Source organism: Armatimonadota bacterium, assembly GCA_020354555.1.
In the GTDB taxonomy this organism is placed as follows: domain Bacteria; phylum Armatimonadota; class Hebobacteria.
Genome location: CP070648.1, coordinates 1,683,852 through 1,702,343 on the forward strand (window position 1 = coordinate 1,683,852; position 18,492 = coordinate 1,702,343).

The following is an 18,492-nucleotide window of genomic DNA, read 5'->3' on the forward strand; positions in this document are numbered from 1 at the left end:
AAGTACATCACGCTCCAGCAAGATCCGACGGCGACCAAGCCGCAGAAAATCGGCGTCGGCAATCGCGAGAACTGGATCGCCTACGCCGTGAATGGCGACCTCTTCGTCAAGACGTTCCAATACCGCGATGGAGCGACTTACCCCGATTTCGGCTGTTCCACCGAAGTGTTCACCAACGCGGACATGCTCGAGGTCGAAACGCTGGGCCCGATGACGGCGCTTGCGCCCAGCGAGACGGTCGAGCACGTCGAGAACTGGTTCCTGTTCAAGGCAGTCACCGTCGGCAACGACGACGACGCAATAGACGCGGCGGTGCTTCCCAAGGCGCTGGAGGCGCTGAAGGCGACTGACCTTCGCTAGTCGGCGCGGCGTAGCGACGTGCCCCGAAGGGCAGGAAACGATGCGCCCTCGGCGAACGTCGTCCCAGGGGGACGCGACGGAACTCGTTCAGGAGGAGCAGCGATTCATGAGCAGTGACGTGTTAAAATTCGGGCTGATCGGCTGCGGCGGCATCGGGAAGCATCATGCCAAGACGATCGCGGCCTTGCCCGACGCGGAACTGGTGGCGGTGCACGACATCCGCCCCGAACGCGCGCAGGAAGTCGCGCAGCAGCACGGCTGCGAGGCGTACGAGGACTACGCGGCGATGCTCGCGCGGGACGACGTGCAGGTAGTCAACGTGTGTACCCCCTCCGGCCTCCACGCCGAGCACGCGCTGGCGGCGGCCGAGGCCGGCAAGCACGTTATCACGGAGAAGCCGATTGACGTGGTGCTGGAGAAAGTGGACCGGCTGATCGAGACGTGCGACAAGCGGGGCGTGAAGCTCGCGTGCATTTTCCAGCATCGCTTCGACGGCGACGCCCGGCGCGTCAAGGCCGCGATAGACGAGGGCAAGTTCGGGCAGCTTTTGCTCTGCAACGCGAGCGTGAAATGGTTCCGCGCGCAGAGCTACTACGACAGCGATACGTGGCGCGGCACGTGGGCGCTCGACGGCGGCGTGCTGTCGAACCAGGCCATCCACTACCTCGACCAGATTCTGTGGCTGATGGGCGACGTGGCGGAAGTCACCTTCGCCGAAATCAAGACCCAGGCGCGCAAGATGGAGGCCGAGGACATCGCCCAGGCGACGCTCCATTTCGCCAACGGCGCGTGGGGCTCGATCCAGGCCTCGACCGTGACGTGGCCCGGGCTCGCGACACGGGTCGAGGTATGCGGCACTGCGGGCGCGGCGGTGCTCGAAGGTGACCGCGTCGCCTTGTTCCGCGCCGAGGGCGAGGAAGAGGATGCGACCGAGGCAGGCGCCGCGGCTTCGGTGGCTTCTGCCGACCCGGCCATCGGCGGGCTGACTGGGCACGACGCGCAGATCGCCGACTTCATCGCGGCCCTGCGCGAGGCGCGCGATCCGTATGTCACCGGCCGCGAGGCCCGGCGCAGCCTGGCGCTGCTGACGGACATCTACCGCAAAGCGACCGGGCGCCCGATGCTGGGCGGCGGCTGAATCGTCTTGGGCCGAGGCCGACGCCGTCAGCGCGATAGCGGTTCGCCGCCTTTCAGCGGGCACCCGGCGGCCGACGTGAGTCGCGCCGGCGCGGCGGCGCACAGGACATGCGAATAGAGGCGCGCGGATTGACGGGCGAGGCCCAGTCCTCGCCCGTGCCGTCTTCTTAGTCCCGGGATCACTCATTGGCAGAAACTGCACATACTCAGCCCCGCCCGCCGCTCGCGCCGGTGAGCTGGACGTTGTTCCTCACCCTGACGGCCTACGGGCTGGCGCTGTTCGCCGTGGGGCCGTGCCTCACGTCTATTGCGCGCACGTTCGGCGTGCCGCTGGGCGCGACGGGGGCTTTGTTCACCGTCTTCTTCGTCGGTTTCACGGCGGGCGTGCTGTCGTCCGGCTTCGCCGCGGAGCGCTTCGGCAAACGGCGCGTCACTGCCGTCGGATTGGCGATACTCGCCGCCGGGCTATTCTTGCTCGGCGCCAGCCCGGGCCCGTTCGCGGCTCTGCGCTTGTGGTGGGCGCTCGGCGCGATGCTTGTCATGGGCGTCGGCGGGGCGACCGTCGAGGCGACGGCGAGCGCCATGGTTGCCGACGTCAACCCCAGGCGCGAGGGGTTCGCGATCAATCTGATGCAGGCCTTCTTCGGCTTCGGCGCGGTCGCGGGGCCGATACTGGTCGCGGTCCTGCTGAGTCGCGGAGGGGTGTGGCAGAGTCACTTCCTCGTTTCCGGAGCGGTGGCGGCCGCGCTCTTCCTCGCCCTGCTCGTGCAGCGCGCGGAGGAACGGCCGGTGGAACCTCTGCCTCTGCGCCAACTCGGCGTCCTGCTCCGCCAGCCGACGCTGCTCATGTTGTGCCTCGCCATGATGCTCTACGTCGGTTCGGAGATCGGCTACACCGGTTGGATCAGCGCGCTCATCGAGAGGGGCATGGGTACGCGGGTGGAAATCGCGGGGCAAGCCGTCACCGCGTTCTGGATCACGATGACCCTGGGCAGACTCGCCTGCACGTGGCTGGTGCAGATCATTCCCGCGGAGCGGCTAATGCTGGCGCTCGGCGGAGGGGGCGCGGTGGCAAGCGGGCTGACCATGCTCGCGCCGACCCCCGGCTGGGGCATCGCCGCATCGGCGATGGTCGGCGTCTTTCTGTCCGGCTCGTTCGGTCTCATTCTGACCTCCGCAAGCGACCGGTTTGCGGAGCGCCGCGCGATGGTTTTCAGCCTGGTGATAACCAGTGTCGGGGTCGGCGGCATGACGCTGCCGGCGGCGATGGGGCTGGTGGCGGAGGCGACGAACCTGCGCTGGGCGATGGCCTTGCCGGCGGCGGCGATGGCGCTCGTGGCGCTGCTGTTCGCGCGCGTCGGCGGGCGAACCCAGTGCCTGCCGCCGACGTCATAATATGGCCTGATGCGCCGCGCTTGACGGCGTCCAGGGCCGGTGTTATGATTCGCGGCGAAACAAGCAATCCTCCGAGCGCGAACTATTCATGCGCGCACGCATCACATGCAGGGCACACCCTCCCTAGGGGTAGTGTCAATAATCCAGGCGAAGGAGGCCCCAATTGCGCCCCCGGATGATGTTCACCTCTCTGCTGGCGCTGTGTACTGCCGCGCTCCTGGTCGCCCCCGCCTGCGCGCGACAGATACTTGTGGTTGATCTGTCGCAGGCGGACGCGCCGACCCGGATGCTGGTGGCCAGCATTCAGGGAGTCGTCAACCGCGATCCCTCGGAAGTCGGCATCTTCACCATCCGCGGGCCGGTGGACGCCCGGTGGCTCTCGCTCTACGAGGGAGAGATCGTCGAGGTGGCGCCTGACGAACTGGCGAGCAAGGTGAGCGACCGGCTCGCGGGGCAGGTGCTCTACGATCCGGCGGAAGAGCATGCGGTCAACCTCGCCGCTGCCGCCGCGGCGATTCTCGACGCCGCGCTGACGCCGCAGGATATGGGGCTGAAGACCGTTCTGGACGCGCGCGGGCGCTGGCCGAACCGCGCGGCCGCCTATCGCTATGCCATCGCCCAGGTGCTGCCGGAAGCAGCTACCGACCGGATCGCCGTGATCGGCCCCGAGCGCAGCGACCTCCGCGATTACCTCGCCAAAGAGCGCGTGCTCGCCGTTGACCTCGACCGGAGCGAGCAGGAACAGGCCGGCATCTTTCGTGAGATCCTGGCACGCCTCAAGCCGGGGGCGCTCCTCGTCGGCGCCCCGGGGATGGCCGTCGACGAGGGTCTCGTCGGACTGCTCGCCCAGCGTCAGCACATCCTGCTGCCGATTTCGTACGCGAGCAATCTGTCATTCCACTCGGCGCATCCCATCAGCGCCCCGCTGCACCAACTCGATCTTCTGGCGCCGCTCGCATACCAGACCCTGGTGACGTTCGTGTATGAGGGGGGCACGGATCTCGGGAATGCGCTGGCGGACATGCGAGCGCTGTGGGATGATCCCGCGCGCGGCAGCGTACCCGTGGGGTGGACGGTATCGCCCGCACTGCTCGACCTGGCGCCGGCAGTGATCCAGAGCTATATCGCGGATGCGTGGCTGAGCGGTAATGACGAGTTGATCCTCGCGCCCAACGGCCCGGGGTACCTCATGCCGAGCGGACAGGGCGAGTGGGGGGCAATCGTCGAGCGCATGGCACCGTGGGTGCGCGCCGGTGACTTGCGGGTGGCGGCTCTTTCCGATCCGGGTCCGGCCGCGGATGTGGAGCGGGCGCTCTCGCAGTACGGCAAGTCCGGTGTGCGCGGTATCCTGCTCGGACCGGGGACGCGGCTCCAGTCGGGGCTGTACGCAAACGTGCCGGTGGTGGCGCAGGCCATCCGCGCGCGGGACGCGTTCGACACCCTGCAAGCCATTCGCGATGCCGGCAAGACGAACAAGTACATCTATGTCAGTGTGGATCCGACCGCGCTGACGCCGACGGACATCGCGCATATCGCCAGCCGTCTCGGTGAGAGGTACGCGGTGCTGCGGCCGCGCGAATTCCTCGAAGTCGCGCGACAGACCACTGTGACGAGCGGGGCGAAGCCGAAGAAGGGCTCGGCGGTCATCGGTGATGTGTCGCTGCGGCCCGCGGCGCCGGAACCGGAGGATGATGTCGAGGTACGCGTGACCGTGCGCTCGCCGGTGAAGTTGGACTCGGTGCGAGCCGTCTATTCCGTCTCCGGCGGGCCGGCGGAGTGGACCGCGGTCCTGCACCCCGGCCCCGATCACACCTACTCCTGGTCCATCCCGCCGCTCCTCGAGGGAGGAGAAGCGAGCGTTCGCGTGCGGGCGACGGACGCCGAGAACGGCGTGACGTGGACCCAGCCGGTTCGCTTCGAGGTGGATGCGCCTGACGGCGACGACGACGGGCTGACCGATGCCGTCGAGCGCTTGCTGCGTGCCGACTCTGGGAACCCCGACACCGACGCCGACGGCTGGCGCGACGGCAATGACGAGCATCCGCTGGCGACCGACGTCGCGGCCGCTTCGTATCTCTGGCCCCTGGTTCCCGTGGGCGACGCGCCCTACATCGTCGAGGGCGGCGGAAGCGTGACGGAGGGGATTCGAGCCGTGACGGGCGACGAGAGGGCGATGTACGAACTGCCGCTGTCGGGAGCGCCGAGGGGGGCACGGGCGATGCTCGAGGCGGTCGTCGGCGGTGAGTATCGCATCGAGGTGTCGAGCGACGGCAAGGAATGGCAGGACATCGGCACCAAGTCGAGTGAGGTCCCCCTGGCGCCCGGGTCGTGGGAGATTCCCGCGCACTACCTGGCGGCACGAACGCTGCGCGTCCGGCTCAGCGATGCGACACCCGAGGGAGGCGCGCCGGCACAACTCGCAGCGCTTGGCATCGTGGCGCATCCGGACGGCCCTTCCGTGCTCGGCGTCGGGACTGATCCTGCGTACCCAGTGGTGGGGCTGCCGGTGCGCGTTCTGGCCTCGGTTTTCGACCCCGATGGCGTGGCGGCGGTAAGGCTTCACTACAGCATCAACGAGGGCGGGACGATCGCGGTGCCGATGGCAGAGCGGGGCACGTCGCAAGTATACGCGGGCGAGATTCACGGCACCCGCGACGGCGACAACGTGACCTATTGGGTGAGCGCCGCCGATGCAAAGAAGAACGCCTCGGCGAGCCGGAGGTTTGGCTTCCATGTGGGCACGGTGGCGAAGGAAGCGATCTCACTCAGGGCGGGCCGAGACTTCGAGGGTCAGTGGGAGGTCGGCTCCGAGTGGGGCGGGTCGCGTTGGAGCCCGCGCAAGGACGCCGTGGACGCGGCGACGATCAATATCATGGGCGGGGCGTACCGTGTGTGGCTCCTGGCGGCGCCGCGCGGTGGTGGCATCCGGGTCAGTCTCGACGGGAAAGCCGCGGGGGTCGCGGAGGCTTCGGCGCGGGACGGATGGCAGTCGCTGGGCACGGTTGACCTGGCGCGTGGCAGGCATGCGGTCACGCTCACCTCGACCGACGAGGTACGCTGCGGTTATACGCAGTTGATGATAACGCAGGACCGCCGTGAGATGCCGCCGGAAGGCACGGTCCGCGACCTGTACAACAGCTTGACGGTCATCGCGCCGCTGCCGGGCGAGACCGTGAAAGGCCTGGTGGACATCGAGGCGACGGGGACGGGGAACATCGCGGTGGTCGAATGCGCGGTAGACGGCACGAGCATCGGGCGCGAGAAGAATGCCCCGTATCGTTTCCGCTGGAATGCGCGCCGCGCCGCCGCCGGCACGTACTCGATCGAGGTACGCGCGCTGGACGCCGCCGGCGACATCCTGCTCACCACCGCCCTGGAGGTTGATCTCAGCAAATAGGGACGGCCTGCGACTCTCGCCCTCCGCCGGCGCGGCCTGGTCGCGCTGCGTGTCGCCGCGAGGCGCAAGGGAGTTGACAACCAATCCGCGAGACGCTATAGTTCTCCGCGGCTGACCGGCGACAGAACCATAATCCAGTTGGCAGGATAAACGCACCTCAGCCCTTGACGCGCCTGCTTCGTGTCACCCCCAATGGGGTTCTTGCATTGCCGCCCCGCTCTCGGCTGGGCGGATAGTGCTCAAGGATCCCATTCCGGAGCCCGACTTGTCGGGGCACGGATGGCAAGAGGCGGGCGCGTTTGCCTCTTCTTGGGATGATGGTTCTCACCGTAATGCTCAGGACCGTGATTGACCGTTCGAAGGAGAGACTCTGATGTCTTCTGTAATCCGCGTCCTCGCCGATCGTTCGAGGGATGCGGTCGGCGGAGAGCAGTTTGCCAACCTGCTGCCCTATTCTCAGTTTCAGAGCACCGACAATCGCCGACCTCTGACGCGCTCGCTGCTCGAGAGGTACGACGTGCTTGCGATCTGTGGGCAGTCGGTGAAGCGATACACGCGCGCGGAACTGACTGCAATCCGCGAGTTCGTTGCAGAGGGCGGCGGTCTTCTGCTGGCCGCGAGCGCGCCGGTCTTCGAGCTGGAGACCAATTTGCCCGTGGCGAAGATGGCCCAGAACGACGTCGCGGGGCTGTTCGGAGCGGCGTTTCAGTCCGGCGACTGCGCGGGCGCCAGGGCTCAGGGGGAGCTGACGGTGGGCATTCCGCATCAAGCGGTGGGAATCCGGCGCCACGCGGCGCTCGGTGGCGCCGGTGCCGGCTTGATCATCGGTTGCTGCGCGCCGATTTCTCATCCCGAGGGGGCGGAGATAGTGGCTTCGCATCAGCCGACTCGGCAGCCGATCGCTGCGGCCTTTCCGTTCGGCGAGGGCCGCGTGGCAGTGGTCGGCGAGTCATGCTTTGCGAGCGAACGAGGCTACACGTGCCGCGCCGTGGCGCGATGGCTGGCTGCCGGGGGCAAAGCCGCAGCCGACAAGGATGCGCAGGTGGCGGAGTACATCGGGCGCCGCGGCGGCATCAATCGCGGCGATTACTTCCACGTCACCTATGACCGCAGCTGCGCCAATCGAGTCGAAGAGACTCTAGGCCTGGTGGATATGGTGAACGCAGCCTGCAAAGCGCGCTTCGCGACGGCCTGGAAGCCGCCGACGCACGTCGCCTTGGCCGATGCCGTGGCGTGCCGCCGCTGGGGCGGTTACGGGCAGCTTGGGGCGCAGGCGCCCCCGGCGTCGCGCGTTCGGCAGTTACTGGCCATGCTCGTAACGCGCGGGGTAAGGCAGTTCGATTTTGCGGAGAGCCTTGATGCGGTGTTCAGCCACGCTGCGTGGCGTATCCACTTCGTCCTCGGCCTGCTCGACGAGCTTGGGTTCGGCGACGAGGCCGCGCGCTGCCGCGAGCGTGCCGAACGCTGGATCGCGGAGATGGACGACAGGGCGAAGGTGTTCGATCTCGCACGGAACTACAAGGAAACCCGGGAAGACTGCCCGCGCGGGCTGGTCGTCATTCGCGAGTTTGCCGCAGAGCACGGCGACGAAGTGCTCGCGAAGCTGGCCGCGACCATCCCGGAGAAGGATCCGTGGAAGCACTTGCCCCCCAACTACGCCTGGCCGAGCGACCGGTGCATCTACTATCTCGGCCTGGCAGCCGGGAAGGACTTGTTCCCGTGGTTCGCCGAGCGCGGGGTGACCGTGCATCCGCTGCCGGTCGTGAAGCCGGATGCGAAGGACATCGAGGCCCGGATGGCGGCCCGACTGAACCAAGCGCTGCGGGACGAATCGGAGTCGCTTTCCAGCCGGATGGACGCGGCGCTGGATCTTGCTGCGATGAAGGCCACGAATGGACTTCCCGCGGACGATTGGGGCGCTCTATGCGCGGCGCTCAAGCTGAGTAAGCAAGCCGAGCGGAAAGCGGCGCGCAAGTTGAGGAAGCTGTGGGCCGCGCGGAAGCCGGCTGGGATTCGCGCGGTCGCCGGACTCGCCCTGGCGGATCTCGGAGACGCATCGGTGGCCGACGACCTGATTCCGCTCGCGCGCCGCTTCGAGCCACGCTTCCAGCTTGCCGCGTGGTACGCACTGACGAAGGCCGGCAGCGAACGAGCGGACGAACTCTCCCTCGAAAACGTCACAGACGCCGACGGGAACCCGGCCGGTGAGTTGGAGGTCGAGTTCGACGGCTACATCGCCATGCACTGCAAGGTGGAGGGGTACAAGGTCAACAATATCTTCTCCCTACCCGAGCTGCGGCCGTTCACGGCGGACGCAGCCGCCAGCTTGCACTCGGTGCATTGGGTGCACACCTCGCCGTTCTGGCGGCGGCGCGGGCTGTCGCGATACACCATGGAGCGGACGATGAACTACCCGGCGGCGATGAAATGCTCGTGTTCCGGGCTCGGCACGGGCACGCGCAACGTCGCTCACCGGCTCTACCGCGACTTCGGCTTCGTGGACATGTTCGAGGCACATGAGGTGTGGACGTGCGCGCTGCCGGGCAACGCGCCGCTGCGCCTGCCGACCGGCGTGACGTTCCGCGAATACGAGGATGGGGACGCCCCGCGTGCCCTCGGGTTCTGGCGCGAGGAACGCCGGACGACAGTATATGAGGAACCGGAGGGGTTGCCCCACGGGGAGCTCGACCCCGCGGAGTTCGGCTATTTCGCGCTGCGCAAGCGCGACATCGTGGGCTTTGCGTCAGCGGCTTATAGCGGCGGCGAAGAAGCGCACATCGCTCGCTTGGCAGTCAAGGCGAAAGATGAGCAGCGCGACGCCGTGGCCGATGCGCTGCTCGCGTTGATCCACCGGGCGGTGCACAGGCCGGGCGCGAAGCGGATACAGTGGTACGAGGTCTCCGAAGATGACTGCATCCGGGCGGCGCTCCACCGCGCCGGGTACGAGGTCAAGCCTACCGGCGGTCAGTGGATGGTGCAGGTCCGGCACCTCGTTCAGTTCCTGCAGGAAATCGCGCCGGCCATCGAACGGCGCCTTGCCGAATCCCAGGATTTCAAATCCTGGGAAGGCGTGATCGACATTCTCGCTGAGCGTCACCAGGCGCGCGTCGCGGTGAGCAAGGCTGTAGTCACGGCGTCCGCGCCGACCGCGCGGCCCGCCGACATCGTGCTGCGCTGTGACGACTACACGGCGACGCGTATCGCCTTCGGCCGGGAGACGCCGTTCCAGGCGTACCTCCAGGCGCGCATGGTGATTGAGCCGCGGGTGGGCGAGCAGCTCACGAAGCTCCTGGAGACCGTCTTCCCGAAGGTTCCGCTGTAAGACGTGCCGGGGGCGCGGACGGCCGCGCGTGCGTCACGACGCGGCCCTCACGCCTCATCGGTGATGACGATCTTCCACACGTTGTCCGCCCGATCGCGCAGCATCTTGATGCCCTCCTCGACGCGCGCCAACGGCAGACGGTGGCTGATGATCGGCGCGACTTGCACCTTGCCGCGGCTCATCAGCTTCAGCGCGGTCGGGAAGTCGCGGCAGAAGCCGAGGGTGCCCAGGACCGTCAACTCGTCCAACGTCACCGATGTGAGGTCGAACGGATCCGTCTCGTTGCCCGACCAGCCGATGAGCATGATCGTCCCGCCGCGCCGAATAAGCCCGACGGTGGAGGCGAGCGTGTCGGGATGCCCGACGGCCTCGATGACACAATCCGCGCCAATGCCGCCGGTCAGTTTCATGACCCCAGCGGCGAGGTCCGCCACGTCGGGATTCAACGCGTGATCAACGCCGAGCTTCCGCGCGGCATCGAGCTTGAAGTCGAGGATGTCGGTGACCAGCACCTCCGCGCCCTTGTTGAGGCAGTGCTGCATGGCGAGCGAACCGATCGTCCCGCAGCCGAGAATGACGACAAAGTCGCCGGTCCGCAGGTTGCAGCGCTCCACCGCGTGCAGCGAGCCGGAGGCCGGCTCGGCAATCGCCGCTTCCTCGAAAGGAACGTTGTCGGGTTTGCGGTGGAGAAAGCACGCCTCGGCGATGACGTACTCGGCGAGCGAACCCGGGACTTGGTGCCCCGTGATTTTCAAATCGGCGCACAGGTTGTACTTGCCTTCCTGACAGGCGGGGCACTGCTTGCACGTGAAGAACGGCTCGACCGCGACCTCATCACCGACCTGCCAGCCGGTGACGCCCGGGCCGAGTTCGGCGATGACGCCGGAGCACTCGTGGCCGAGGATGATCGGCCACTTAATCATCGGGTGGTGGCCGGTATAGCCGTCAACGTCCGAGCCGCACAGCCCAGTCGCTTTCACCCGGACCAGCACCTCGCCTTCGCCCGGCACCGGCCGGGGCACTTCCTGGATGGCAATCCTCTCCTGCGCAGTGCACACCGCCGCCTTCATCGTGGTCATTATCAGCGCTCCGAATGAGATGCGGCCGAGATGCCATCCGCAGGTATCCATCAGCGAGACGCCGATCCGCACAGCCCGCAAGTAGTAACGGTGGCGGCCTCGGCGAAGCCTCTGCTCATGCCGCGGACGGGCGAACCGCGTTGTGCTTTTCGTTACGCGGGGGGTGTTTCCTCGCGGGCCAAGGGCCGCGTGCCGCATCCTCGGCGATCCGGTGTCGCCGCGCTCCCGAAGAGCCGTGGCGCTGCGAGATGCGGTTCGCGCGAGCGGCACCGACCGCGCGGCACGCTGCCCGGGTGAGCATGCCGCAGCGGTCATGTCGCCGGGCGGAGGCCGGCGCTCGGCTTCGCTCGCTCGATCTAGACTGGTGCCGACGCACCGGGCAGCAGGTTCATCTTGCTGACGGCTTGCGCGACGTCTTTGGGCCAGATGAAGATCCGATTGTACGGCGCGACCTTGTGGTAATCCTGCGGGTAGAATATCTGCCTTGAAGTCATGTCGGCGCAGAAGCGCTCGATCCAGCCGTGTCTCTCGGTCGAGGAGAGCTTCTGGCCCTTGACGAGCTTGCTGGTGACCTTGTACAGCTTCACGCACATGCGAAACTCATAGCCGGTGAGCGCGTTGGGATCGCCCCATGCGCCCCTCTCGTTGTCGTGCGCGTCCTTGGCGGCCTCCTGCAACATCACGAGATCAACATGCTGCGGCAGGCTCGGATAGATCGGGAATGGCGCGGCCCAGCCCGACTCGACCATGAGCAGGTTGAACGTCGCGCGCTCCGCGCGGGACATGGTCTGCCTTTCCTCAGCGGTGTACGAGGGGGCAACGTAGGCCAACACCCGCCCGTACTGGTCGAAGTGTTCGTCAGCGGCGCGAAGAAACAGATTGCGCTTGGTCTTGCCTGGTCGGCTGAGTTTGTCATCCAGAAGCCTGGTGAACTCCGCCGTCGCCTGCTGTCCTTGCTGCTCGTGAAGCGTGCCCGCCGTTCCGGTCGCCAGCTTAGGGCGCAGGTGCTGTGCCAGGCCGTCGGTGATTGGCGCCTTCCCTTGTTGAATCCACTGCGCCAATTGTCCCAGGGCGTCGTCGTGTGCTGAGGGCCTCTGATTCCCCGGATAGTGCACCTCCGGGGTGTCGACGCTGAGCATACGGATGGACATGGAGACGTAGGGAGTGTCTCCATCGGTGATCCGCAGGAGGCGGTTGCTTCCCAAGGAGTCGAGTTCGAGACCTATCGGATCCCAGAAGATCGTGACTGACGGCATAATCCGTCCCCCTTTCTCGCGTCTTCGCGGAGCGAGCGCTGCCTGGATGCCTCACTCGCCAACGGACTGGGTCCCGGGCAGTTGGCCGTTGGCCGCCGGCCTGTGGGATTCCTGTCACACGAGCCTGCAATTCACCGGAGATTCTCCGCTCGCTGTTTGGCTGGATGTCGGTTGGAACGACGCGCCGTTTCCAGCGGGACGGGTGAAATGGGTATTTCTATACCGTGGGCTGCGCGGTTTGCCCGCGGAGGGGCAAAGGCGACAACTCTGGTGGCCGCGCACCGTCCACGGGATTGGGTGTTATGATGATGCGAGGAACGACCCAACTGGCCGTCGCGGCGGTTCTCGCTGCGCTGCTTTTCGTCGGCGGCGGGTGCCGGCTGACGGAAGGGACGAGCCAGGCGCAACCGGAAACGCTGGGGGTAGGACACATGACAGATAAGGTCGTGAAAAGCGACGCCGAGTGGCGGGCGCAGCTCACTCCCGAGCAGTATCACGTCCTGCGTGAGAAGGGCACCGAGCGCGCATTCACCGGCCAGTACTGGGAAACCAAGGACAAGGGCGTCTATCACTGCGCCGCGTGCGGGCAGCCGCTGTTCGACTCCGAGACGAAGTTCGACTCGGGCACAGGCTGGCCAAGCTTCGATGCGCCGGTTGACGCGAGGAACGTGGCCGCTGAGACGGATGCCAGCCACGGCATGCTGCGTACGGAAGTCCTGTGCAGCCGCTGCGGGGGCCACCTCGGGCACGTGTTCGAGGACGGCCCGGAGCCGACGGGTTTGCGCTATTGCATCAACTCGGCGGCTCTGGAGTTCGAAGCGACCGGCGAGTCGGAGGACGAGTGACCTGCGGCGGCAGCGACGAGCGCATCAGCCCGTCCTGCGCAGCGTGATGAACGGCATCTCCGGCGGACAGCCGAATCTGATCGGCAGACCCTCGCCGACGCCGCGCGAAACGTACATCGCGGTGCGGCTGCCGTGGACGATGCCCGCCGCGCGCTGCCTGAACTTCCGGCACGGCGCCCACAGCGGCCCGAGCAGCGGCAGAGATACTTGCCCGCCGTGTGTGTGTCCGGCAAGCACGGCGTCCAGCTCGCCGGCGCGCGGATCGTCTATGAGATCCGGGGAATGTGTGATGGCGAGGCGGAACTCCGTGGGATCCATGCCTTCCAGCGCCGCCGCCAGATCGTCGTTTCCGCTGTACGCGTCATCCACTCCGACGAGCCAGATACGCGAACCGCCTCTCGGAATCGGCTGCGCCTCGTTGACGAGGAGCCGCACCCCGACGTCCGCGAACATGCGCCGCCACTCATCCGCCGACGGGACGACCGCCGGCCCGATGTACTTGGAGAACCAGATGTAGCCGTGTTCGTGGTTGCCAAGGCACGCCCAGACCCCTTCCTTGGCTTTGAGTCCGCGCAGGAGGCGCAGGTACACGGCGGCACGGTCGGCGCGGTGAACGACATCGCCGAGCAGAGCGATGACGTCGGGGTGCAGGCCGTTGACGGTCTCGACGATCCTCGCGAGGGCGGCACGCGTCCCGCGCGTTCCCCCGGCGTGTATGTCCGCAACGACGGCGACGGTGAGACCGTCGAAGGCTTCGGGCAGGCGGGGGCAGACAATCGTCACACGTCGAACCACGCTGTGCTCACGCCCCCGCCGTGCAATGTCGCTGCGCCGTCGTGCCGGTGCGCGCCATCATTCGGCGCTCCCGGCGCCTATCATGTCGCGGATACGCATGACACACTCGACGCTGTTCAACACGATGGCCGCCGCGACGGCGATGAAGATGACGGCATCCCCCGTGACGACACTCGGACTCCTCGGGATGACTTCCAGCACGACAAGGAAGAGCAGATAGCCGTACTGAAGGGCGCCAGTCAGCTTGCCCAGCTTGGTCGTGGCGATCTCGCTGCGGCCCGTCGCCAGGACGGCGAATTGCAGCGACAGGATGGTGAGCATCGCCAGGTACAGGAACGCGAACTGGTACGTCGTCAGGCGGCCGGCGGCATAGAAGGTGATGAACAGCGAGTAGATGAGCACGAAGTCAACGGTGCTGTCGAGGCTTGCGCCGAACGAAGCCGCTTGCCCCAACCGCCGCGCGATGCGCCCGTCGAGCAGGTCGGTCAGCCACAGCAGCCCCATGGCCGCGACCGCGACGTATCCGTGGCGCGTGACGACTCCCGCGATCACCACGGGGAGCAGGATCAGCCGCGAGAACGTGAGGAGATTCGGCGGCGTGACCGGCCCCGCTTGTGCTGGTTTGCCTTCGGACATCAGTGACATCCTCCAGATTTCGCCGCGGGCGTCGCCGTGGCCCGACGGGGATGCGGCCAATAGCGTCGCTGCGCCGCGACCACGAGGGCGGCCACAACTACACCAATCGGCATGCCGCCGCCGATGTCTGACGGCCAATGCACCCCAGCCGCCACCCGCGCGGCGCCCATGACCAACGCGAGTCCGAGCATCACGGCACCCCAACGCCCTGAGTAGCCCAATAGCACAACTCCCGCGAGGCCGAAGGCAGTCGCCGCATGGATGCTCGGAAAGGAGTCGGGGCGGACGATGAGTGCGACGTGGCGCACGTCGTCGGGCAATGCGACGAACGGCCGGTCTCGGGGAACCATCTGATTAAGCAATTTGCCGACCATCCCGGCAACCAGGGCGCCGGCCACGGCGACGATCAACATCTGCGGGCTGCGGTCCTTCTTGAGTGAGACATATATGACCACGGCAAGGAGCGCGTACAGCAACCCGGTAGCGAGCAGGCGAATGACGATGTCCCGCAGCATCCCGTCCGCGCCGACGTGGTTGAGGAAGAGCAGGACGGCCTCGTCAATCTGACGGAAACGCCACACCATCTTGTTCGTCCATTGGGTCGGCCGTCTCCCGCCCCGGCGAGTGCCGCGAGCGATGGAAACGAGACGGCGCGGCCGTCGAAGCGAGCGCACAGTTCCGCCGGGACCGGTTCGTCGGGTGGTTCTGCGGCGCCCTGCCCTACTCCTGTCGGCGGTCGCGCCATGGTCATCGCCGAAGCTGGGTGGGCGCTTGCGAGGCCGAGTCCGCGCGCCCGTCACCGGTCCATTCTCACATGAGGGCCCGCTGCGATAGGAGAATCGCGGCAGCCGCAGTAGTAGGGACGAGGAGATCACGGCGATCCGGCTTCAGGGCATACCAACGATGGCAATTGACGCGATCCTGCCAGCGGGCGGGCGGATTCACGGGGGCTTCGCCGAAGAGGCGGGGACGGAGATCAAGGCGCTTATCCCGCTCCACGGCCGCACCCTGTTGGAGCGTATTCTGGCGGCGCTACGCGATACCGGGAGGGCGGGGCGGATCGTCGTCATCGGCCCCGACGAGGTCGCGGCGCACCCGGCTGGGCGGGGCGCCGATGCCGTGCTCGCGGAAGGCGGGCCGTCAAGCCCGGCCAACATACTGCACGGTCTGGAGTGGCTGCGCGAGGCCAGGAGCGGGCTTCCCGACCGCGTCCTAATCGTGACCACCGACCTTCCCTTTCTGACGCCGGGGGCCATCACCGGTTTCCTCGACGCTTGCCCGTCTGAGGTGGACATCTGCGTGCCGCTGATTCGCCGCGAGGAGTACGAAGCGCGCTTCCCGGGATTCGCGGTTCGCTACGTGCGCCTGCGCGATGGACGGTGGACCCTCGGCTGCGCTTTCCTCGCCGACCCGCAGGCAATCATCAGGAACCGCGCGCGCATCGAGGCGGCGTTTGCGGCGCGCAAGAGCCAGATTGCGATGATACGGCTGTTGGGACCGATGTTCATCGTTCGTTTCGTCGTCGGCAGGCTGACGATCGCCGACATCGAGCGGCGATGCGCGGCTCTCCTCGGCTGCGCCGGCGGCGCGGTGCTCGGCTGCGCGCCGGAGCTGGCTTTCGACATTGATTTGCCGAAGGAGTACCGCTACGCCGCCGAGCAACTCGGGCGGGGTGAGGGAGCATCTGCGTGACAACCGAAGCCCCCGACAGCGATCCGAACCACCAGGCGGCTTCCTCCGTCGCAACACGCTACCCCAGGCAGAGCGCGCTCCTCTACTTCGACCTCAGCGTCTTCTGGTTCGCGCTGTCCTTCCTGTGGGCGGGCATGATCACGATTGTCATCCAGACCCTCGTCAAAGACATGGCGGGCGAGCAGAAGGACCTCTACCTGGGATGGACGCTTGCGATAGGCGCCTTCATTTCAACCGTGGTCGTCATCGTCGTCGGCGCCATGAGCGATCGCTCGCGCTGGTACATGGGCAAGCGGCGACCGTACGTGATCCTTGGGGCGCTGCTGTCGGTGCCATCGCTGCTGTGGCTGGCACGAGTCAATTCCATTCCGCTGCTCATCGTAGATTTCTGTCTCATCCAGTTCTGGGTCAACGTGGCGACGTCGCCGTATCAGGCGATGATCCCGGACATGGTGCCCCGGGAGCATCAGGGCACGGCGTGCGCGTATATGGGGATGGCGTGTCTGCTCGGACAGCTGGGCGGGCTGATACTCTGCGGGCTGCTCATCACCCGCCCGGGCGGACTGTGGACGATCATGGTAACCCTCTCGGGCCTGCTGGTGGGCACGATGCTGTACACGGTGTGGCGCCTGCCGGAGCGCACCGCCGCGAACAACCCCGCACCGCGCATCGGCCTCGCCGCGACCGTAGTCGAGTCATTCCGCGTCAGCCCGCGCGCATACGCCGATTTCTTCCGACTCATCGCGTCGCGCTTCGTCATCAACATGGGATTCTATACCGCCACCGAGTTCCTGCTCTACTACGTCAGCGACACGCTGCGCGCGCCGGATCCGGTGCGCACGGTGACGCAGATTTTCGTCATCACGACGGTGTCCGGGCTGCTCGGCAACTTCCCGGCGGGGATGCTCGCCGACCGCATGTCGAAGAAGCGAGTGGTGTATGCGTCCACGGCCGTCACCGCTGTCGCCGCGCTGGTGTTCCTGCTGACCAGTTCGATTCGCGTCGCATTCGGGGCTGCTTTCATCTTCGGCGCGGGGTTCGGGGCGTTCATGGCGGTGGATTGGGCGTTCGCGACGAACCTGCTGCCGGAGCGCGATGAAGCGAAGTACATGGGCGTGTGGCACGTCGCGTTCACGGTGCCGCAGGTCATCGCGCCGTTCATCGGGGGCATGGTAGCGTATTACTTCAACCAGCACGTGGGGCAGGGCTTCGGGTACCGCGTCGTGCTGTTCCTGGTGATTGTCTATCTGGCCATCGGGACGGCGATGATCCACCCGATCAAGGAGCGCGTGGTCGCACGAGCACACGACCGGGGTGACGGGCCGCGTGGCAGCCAGGACGCAGACGCCCCTGCAGCTTAACGGCGATGATCTCCTTCCCTCGTCACCTCCCGCACGAGGTCGAAGAACCCTTGCTTGCGCTCCGTGTTGATGCCCCAGTTCACCGGCGGGCACTGGTAGCCGTCGCGGTAGTTGCTCTCCCCGGGATCGAAGTAGCCCCACGAGGCGTACGCGGATACCGCGGCAAGCATGTTGTTCGTCGGCTTATCGAAATCGAAGTGGTCGTCCTCGTTGAACAGGATCGGCATCGGCTGGTATGATCGCAGCGCGCGAGTTTGCCGCACCATCTCCGCAATGTGCGCGGGGTCCTCTACGCCGTTGCCGTGCATCAGGACGAAGTCCGAGACCCCGACGACCGAGTCGTCCGGCACGCTGCCTCCCGCGTAGCTCGCCCCCACGAGGAGGCGCCGACCGGCGCGGCTGATGCCTTTCACCTGCTCGATCAGCTCGTGCACGCGATGCGGTTGCAGGATCTCATGCTCGTAGGCCCTGACATCACACTCGTTGTTGACCTCGATCAGGACATTTTTGTATCCTGCGCCCAGCACCCAGTCCGCCACGCGATGAACCGCCGCCCTGATCGCCGCCTCATCCCTCAGCCGCTCGTCCTGGCCGAAGTAGAACAGCCCGAGGATGACGACCATGCCCAGTTCGTCGGCGCGATCCAGCACTCGTTTGACGCGCGCCAGATAGTCCGGCCGCAGATCGCCGTCCGCGCTCCACGCGCTGTTGTGCCACGGCTGCTCCTTCGAGTAGCCTTGCGGGCTTCCGCCTTGCAGGTTGATGGTGAATGCGAGCAGCCCGTGCTCCCGCCACAGCGGCATCGCCTCGATGAACTCAGCCGTGTTGCGCTCCGGATCCCACACGCCGGTGTCGGGATACGCCCAGCGCCCGCGCGTCTCGGGGTTCAGATCATCGAACACCGCCTGCACCATGCGGCTGTTCATGAGCAGGCCCTGGATCTTCATCCCGTCATAGACGCGCCCTGCGTACGTCGGCGCACCGTTGATGAGAAACGCATCTTCCCGTACGGCGACCTCGGTCCGTCCCGGCATCGCGGAATCCCCCGGCGACGCATCACCTTGGCCCACCTGACCTTTGTGGGGGTCTGCAGGTGCGTCCGCCGATGTGCTTCGAGAACTCCCCGAGTCCGTCCTGCCATCCAACGGTGCCGGTGCCGGACCGGGGTGGCAGGATGACACGGCGAGTGAAAGAAGTCAGTCATGGGCTGTAGACTC

At 66.6% G+C, this 18,492-nt stretch carries 14 protein-coding genes; 8 read left to right on the plus strand and 6 right to left on the minus strand.

The genetic code is table 11. The features are described from left to right. The 5 genes from JSV65_06875 to JSV65_06895 all read left to right on the plus strand — a co-directional run. Positions 1-360 (plus strand): hypothetical protein (locus tag JSV65_06875; protein ID UCH36072.1); only part of this gene is annotated, 360 nt, incomplete at its 5' end. Between the two features lie 106 nt (positions 361-466). Next, positions 467-1,498 carry a Gfo/Idh/MocA family oxidoreductase gene (locus JSV65_06880; GenBank protein ID UCH36073.1) on the plus strand — a complete coding sequence of 344 codons (1,032 nt, stop codon included), beginning with the start codon at positions 467-469 and terminating at the stop codon, positions 1,496-1,498. Positions 1,499-1,683: 185 nt separating this feature from the next. Next, positions 1,684-2,892 (plus strand): MFS transporter, encoded by a 1,209-nt coding sequence (locus tag JSV65_06885; GenBank protein UCH36074.1) that lies wholly within the window; start codon positions 1,684-1,686, stop codon positions 2,890-2,892. Between the two features lie 163 nt (positions 2,893-3,055). Further along, positions 3,056-6,289 carry a hypothetical protein gene (locus JSV65_06890; GenBank protein ID UCH36075.1) on the plus strand — a complete coding sequence of 1,078 codons (3,234 nt, stop codon included), beginning with the start codon at positions 3,056-3,058 and terminating at the stop codon, positions 6,287-6,289. 373 nt (positions 6,290-6,662) lie between these two features. Beyond that, complete coding sequence (locus tag JSV65_06895; protein ID UCH36076.1) at positions 6,663-9,611, plus strand: GNAT family N-acetyltransferase; 2,949 nt, start codon at positions 6,663-6,665, stop codon at positions 9,609-9,611. A 47-nt stretch (positions 9,612-9,658) separates the two neighbouring features. Here JSV65_06895 and JSV65_06900 read toward each other — a convergent pair whose 3' ends face one another. Both JSV65_06900 and JSV65_06905 read right to left on the minus strand, forming a co-directional pair. Continuing rightward, complete coding sequence (locus JSV65_06900) at positions 9,659-10,690, minus strand: alcohol dehydrogenase catalytic domain-containing protein (GenBank protein ID UCH36077.1); 1,032 nt, start codon at positions 10,688-10,690, stop codon at positions 9,659-9,661. Between the two features lie 356 nt (positions 10,691-11,046). Further along, positions 11,047-11,946 (minus strand): thermonuclease family protein, encoded by a 900-nt coding sequence (locus JSV65_06905; protein UCH36078.1) that lies wholly within the window; start codon positions 11,944-11,946, stop codon positions 11,047-11,049. A gap of 431 nt (positions 11,947-12,377) precedes the next feature. On the opposite strand from JSV65_06905, the gene msrB reads away from it, so the two are divergent. Continuing rightward, complete coding sequence (gene msrB / locus JSV65_06910) at positions 12,378-12,791, plus strand: peptide-methionine (R)-S-oxide reductase MsrB (GenBank protein ID UCH36714.1); 414 nt, start codon at positions 12,378-12,380, stop codon at positions 12,789-12,791. Positions 12,792-12,815: 24 nt separating this feature from the next. Here msrB and JSV65_06915 read toward each other — a convergent pair whose 3' ends face one another. Genes JSV65_06915 through JSV65_06925 form a run of 3 tightly spaced genes read right to left on the minus strand, consistent with a single transcriptional unit; the run spans position 12,816 to position 14,806 of the window. Then, positions 12,816-13,586 (minus strand): metallophosphoesterase, encoded by a 771-nt coding sequence (locus JSV65_06915; protein ID UCH36079.1) that lies wholly within the window; start codon positions 13,584-13,586, stop codon positions 12,816-12,818. A gap of 57 nt (positions 13,587-13,643) precedes the next feature. Then, positions 13,644-14,222 (minus strand): CDP-alcohol phosphatidyltransferase family protein, encoded by a 579-nt coding sequence (locus tag JSV65_06920; protein ID UCH36080.1) that lies wholly within the window; start codon positions 14,220-14,222, stop codon positions 13,644-13,646. Beyond that, the gene (locus JSV65_06925) at positions 14,222-14,806 is read right to left on the minus strand and encodes a phosphatase PAP2 family protein (protein UCH36081.1); all 585 of its coding nucleotides are present in this window, start codon (positions 14,804-14,806) and stop codon (positions 14,222-14,224) included. The genes JSV65_06920 and JSV65_06925 overlap by 1 nt, the downstream gene beginning before the upstream one ends. 319 nt (positions 14,807-15,125) lie before the next feature. On the opposite strand from JSV65_06925, the gene JSV65_06930 reads away from it, so the two are divergent. Both JSV65_06930 and JSV65_06935 read left to right on the plus strand, forming a co-directional pair. Further along, positions 15,126-15,914 (plus strand): nucleotidyltransferase family protein, encoded by a 789-nt coding sequence (locus tag JSV65_06930; GenBank protein UCH36082.1) that lies wholly within the window; start codon positions 15,126-15,128, stop codon positions 15,912-15,914. Then, on the plus strand, positions 15,911-17,275 hold the full coding sequence (locus JSV65_06935) for an MFS transporter (protein ID UCH36083.1): 1,365 nt from the start codon (positions 15,911-15,913) through the stop codon (positions 17,273-17,275). Before JSV65_06930 ends, JSV65_06935 begins: the two co-directional genes overlap by 4 nt. Here the strand turns inward: JSV65_06935 and JSV65_06940 are convergent. Then, positions 17,272-18,309, minus strand: a complete 1,038-nt coding sequence (locus JSV65_06940) for a hypothetical protein (GenBank protein ID UCH36084.1) — start codon at positions 18,307-18,309, stop codon at positions 17,272-17,274. The two genes, JSV65_06935 and JSV65_06940, sit on opposite strands and share 4 nt — an antisense overlap. Positions 18,310-18,492 lie beyond the last annotated feature (183 nt).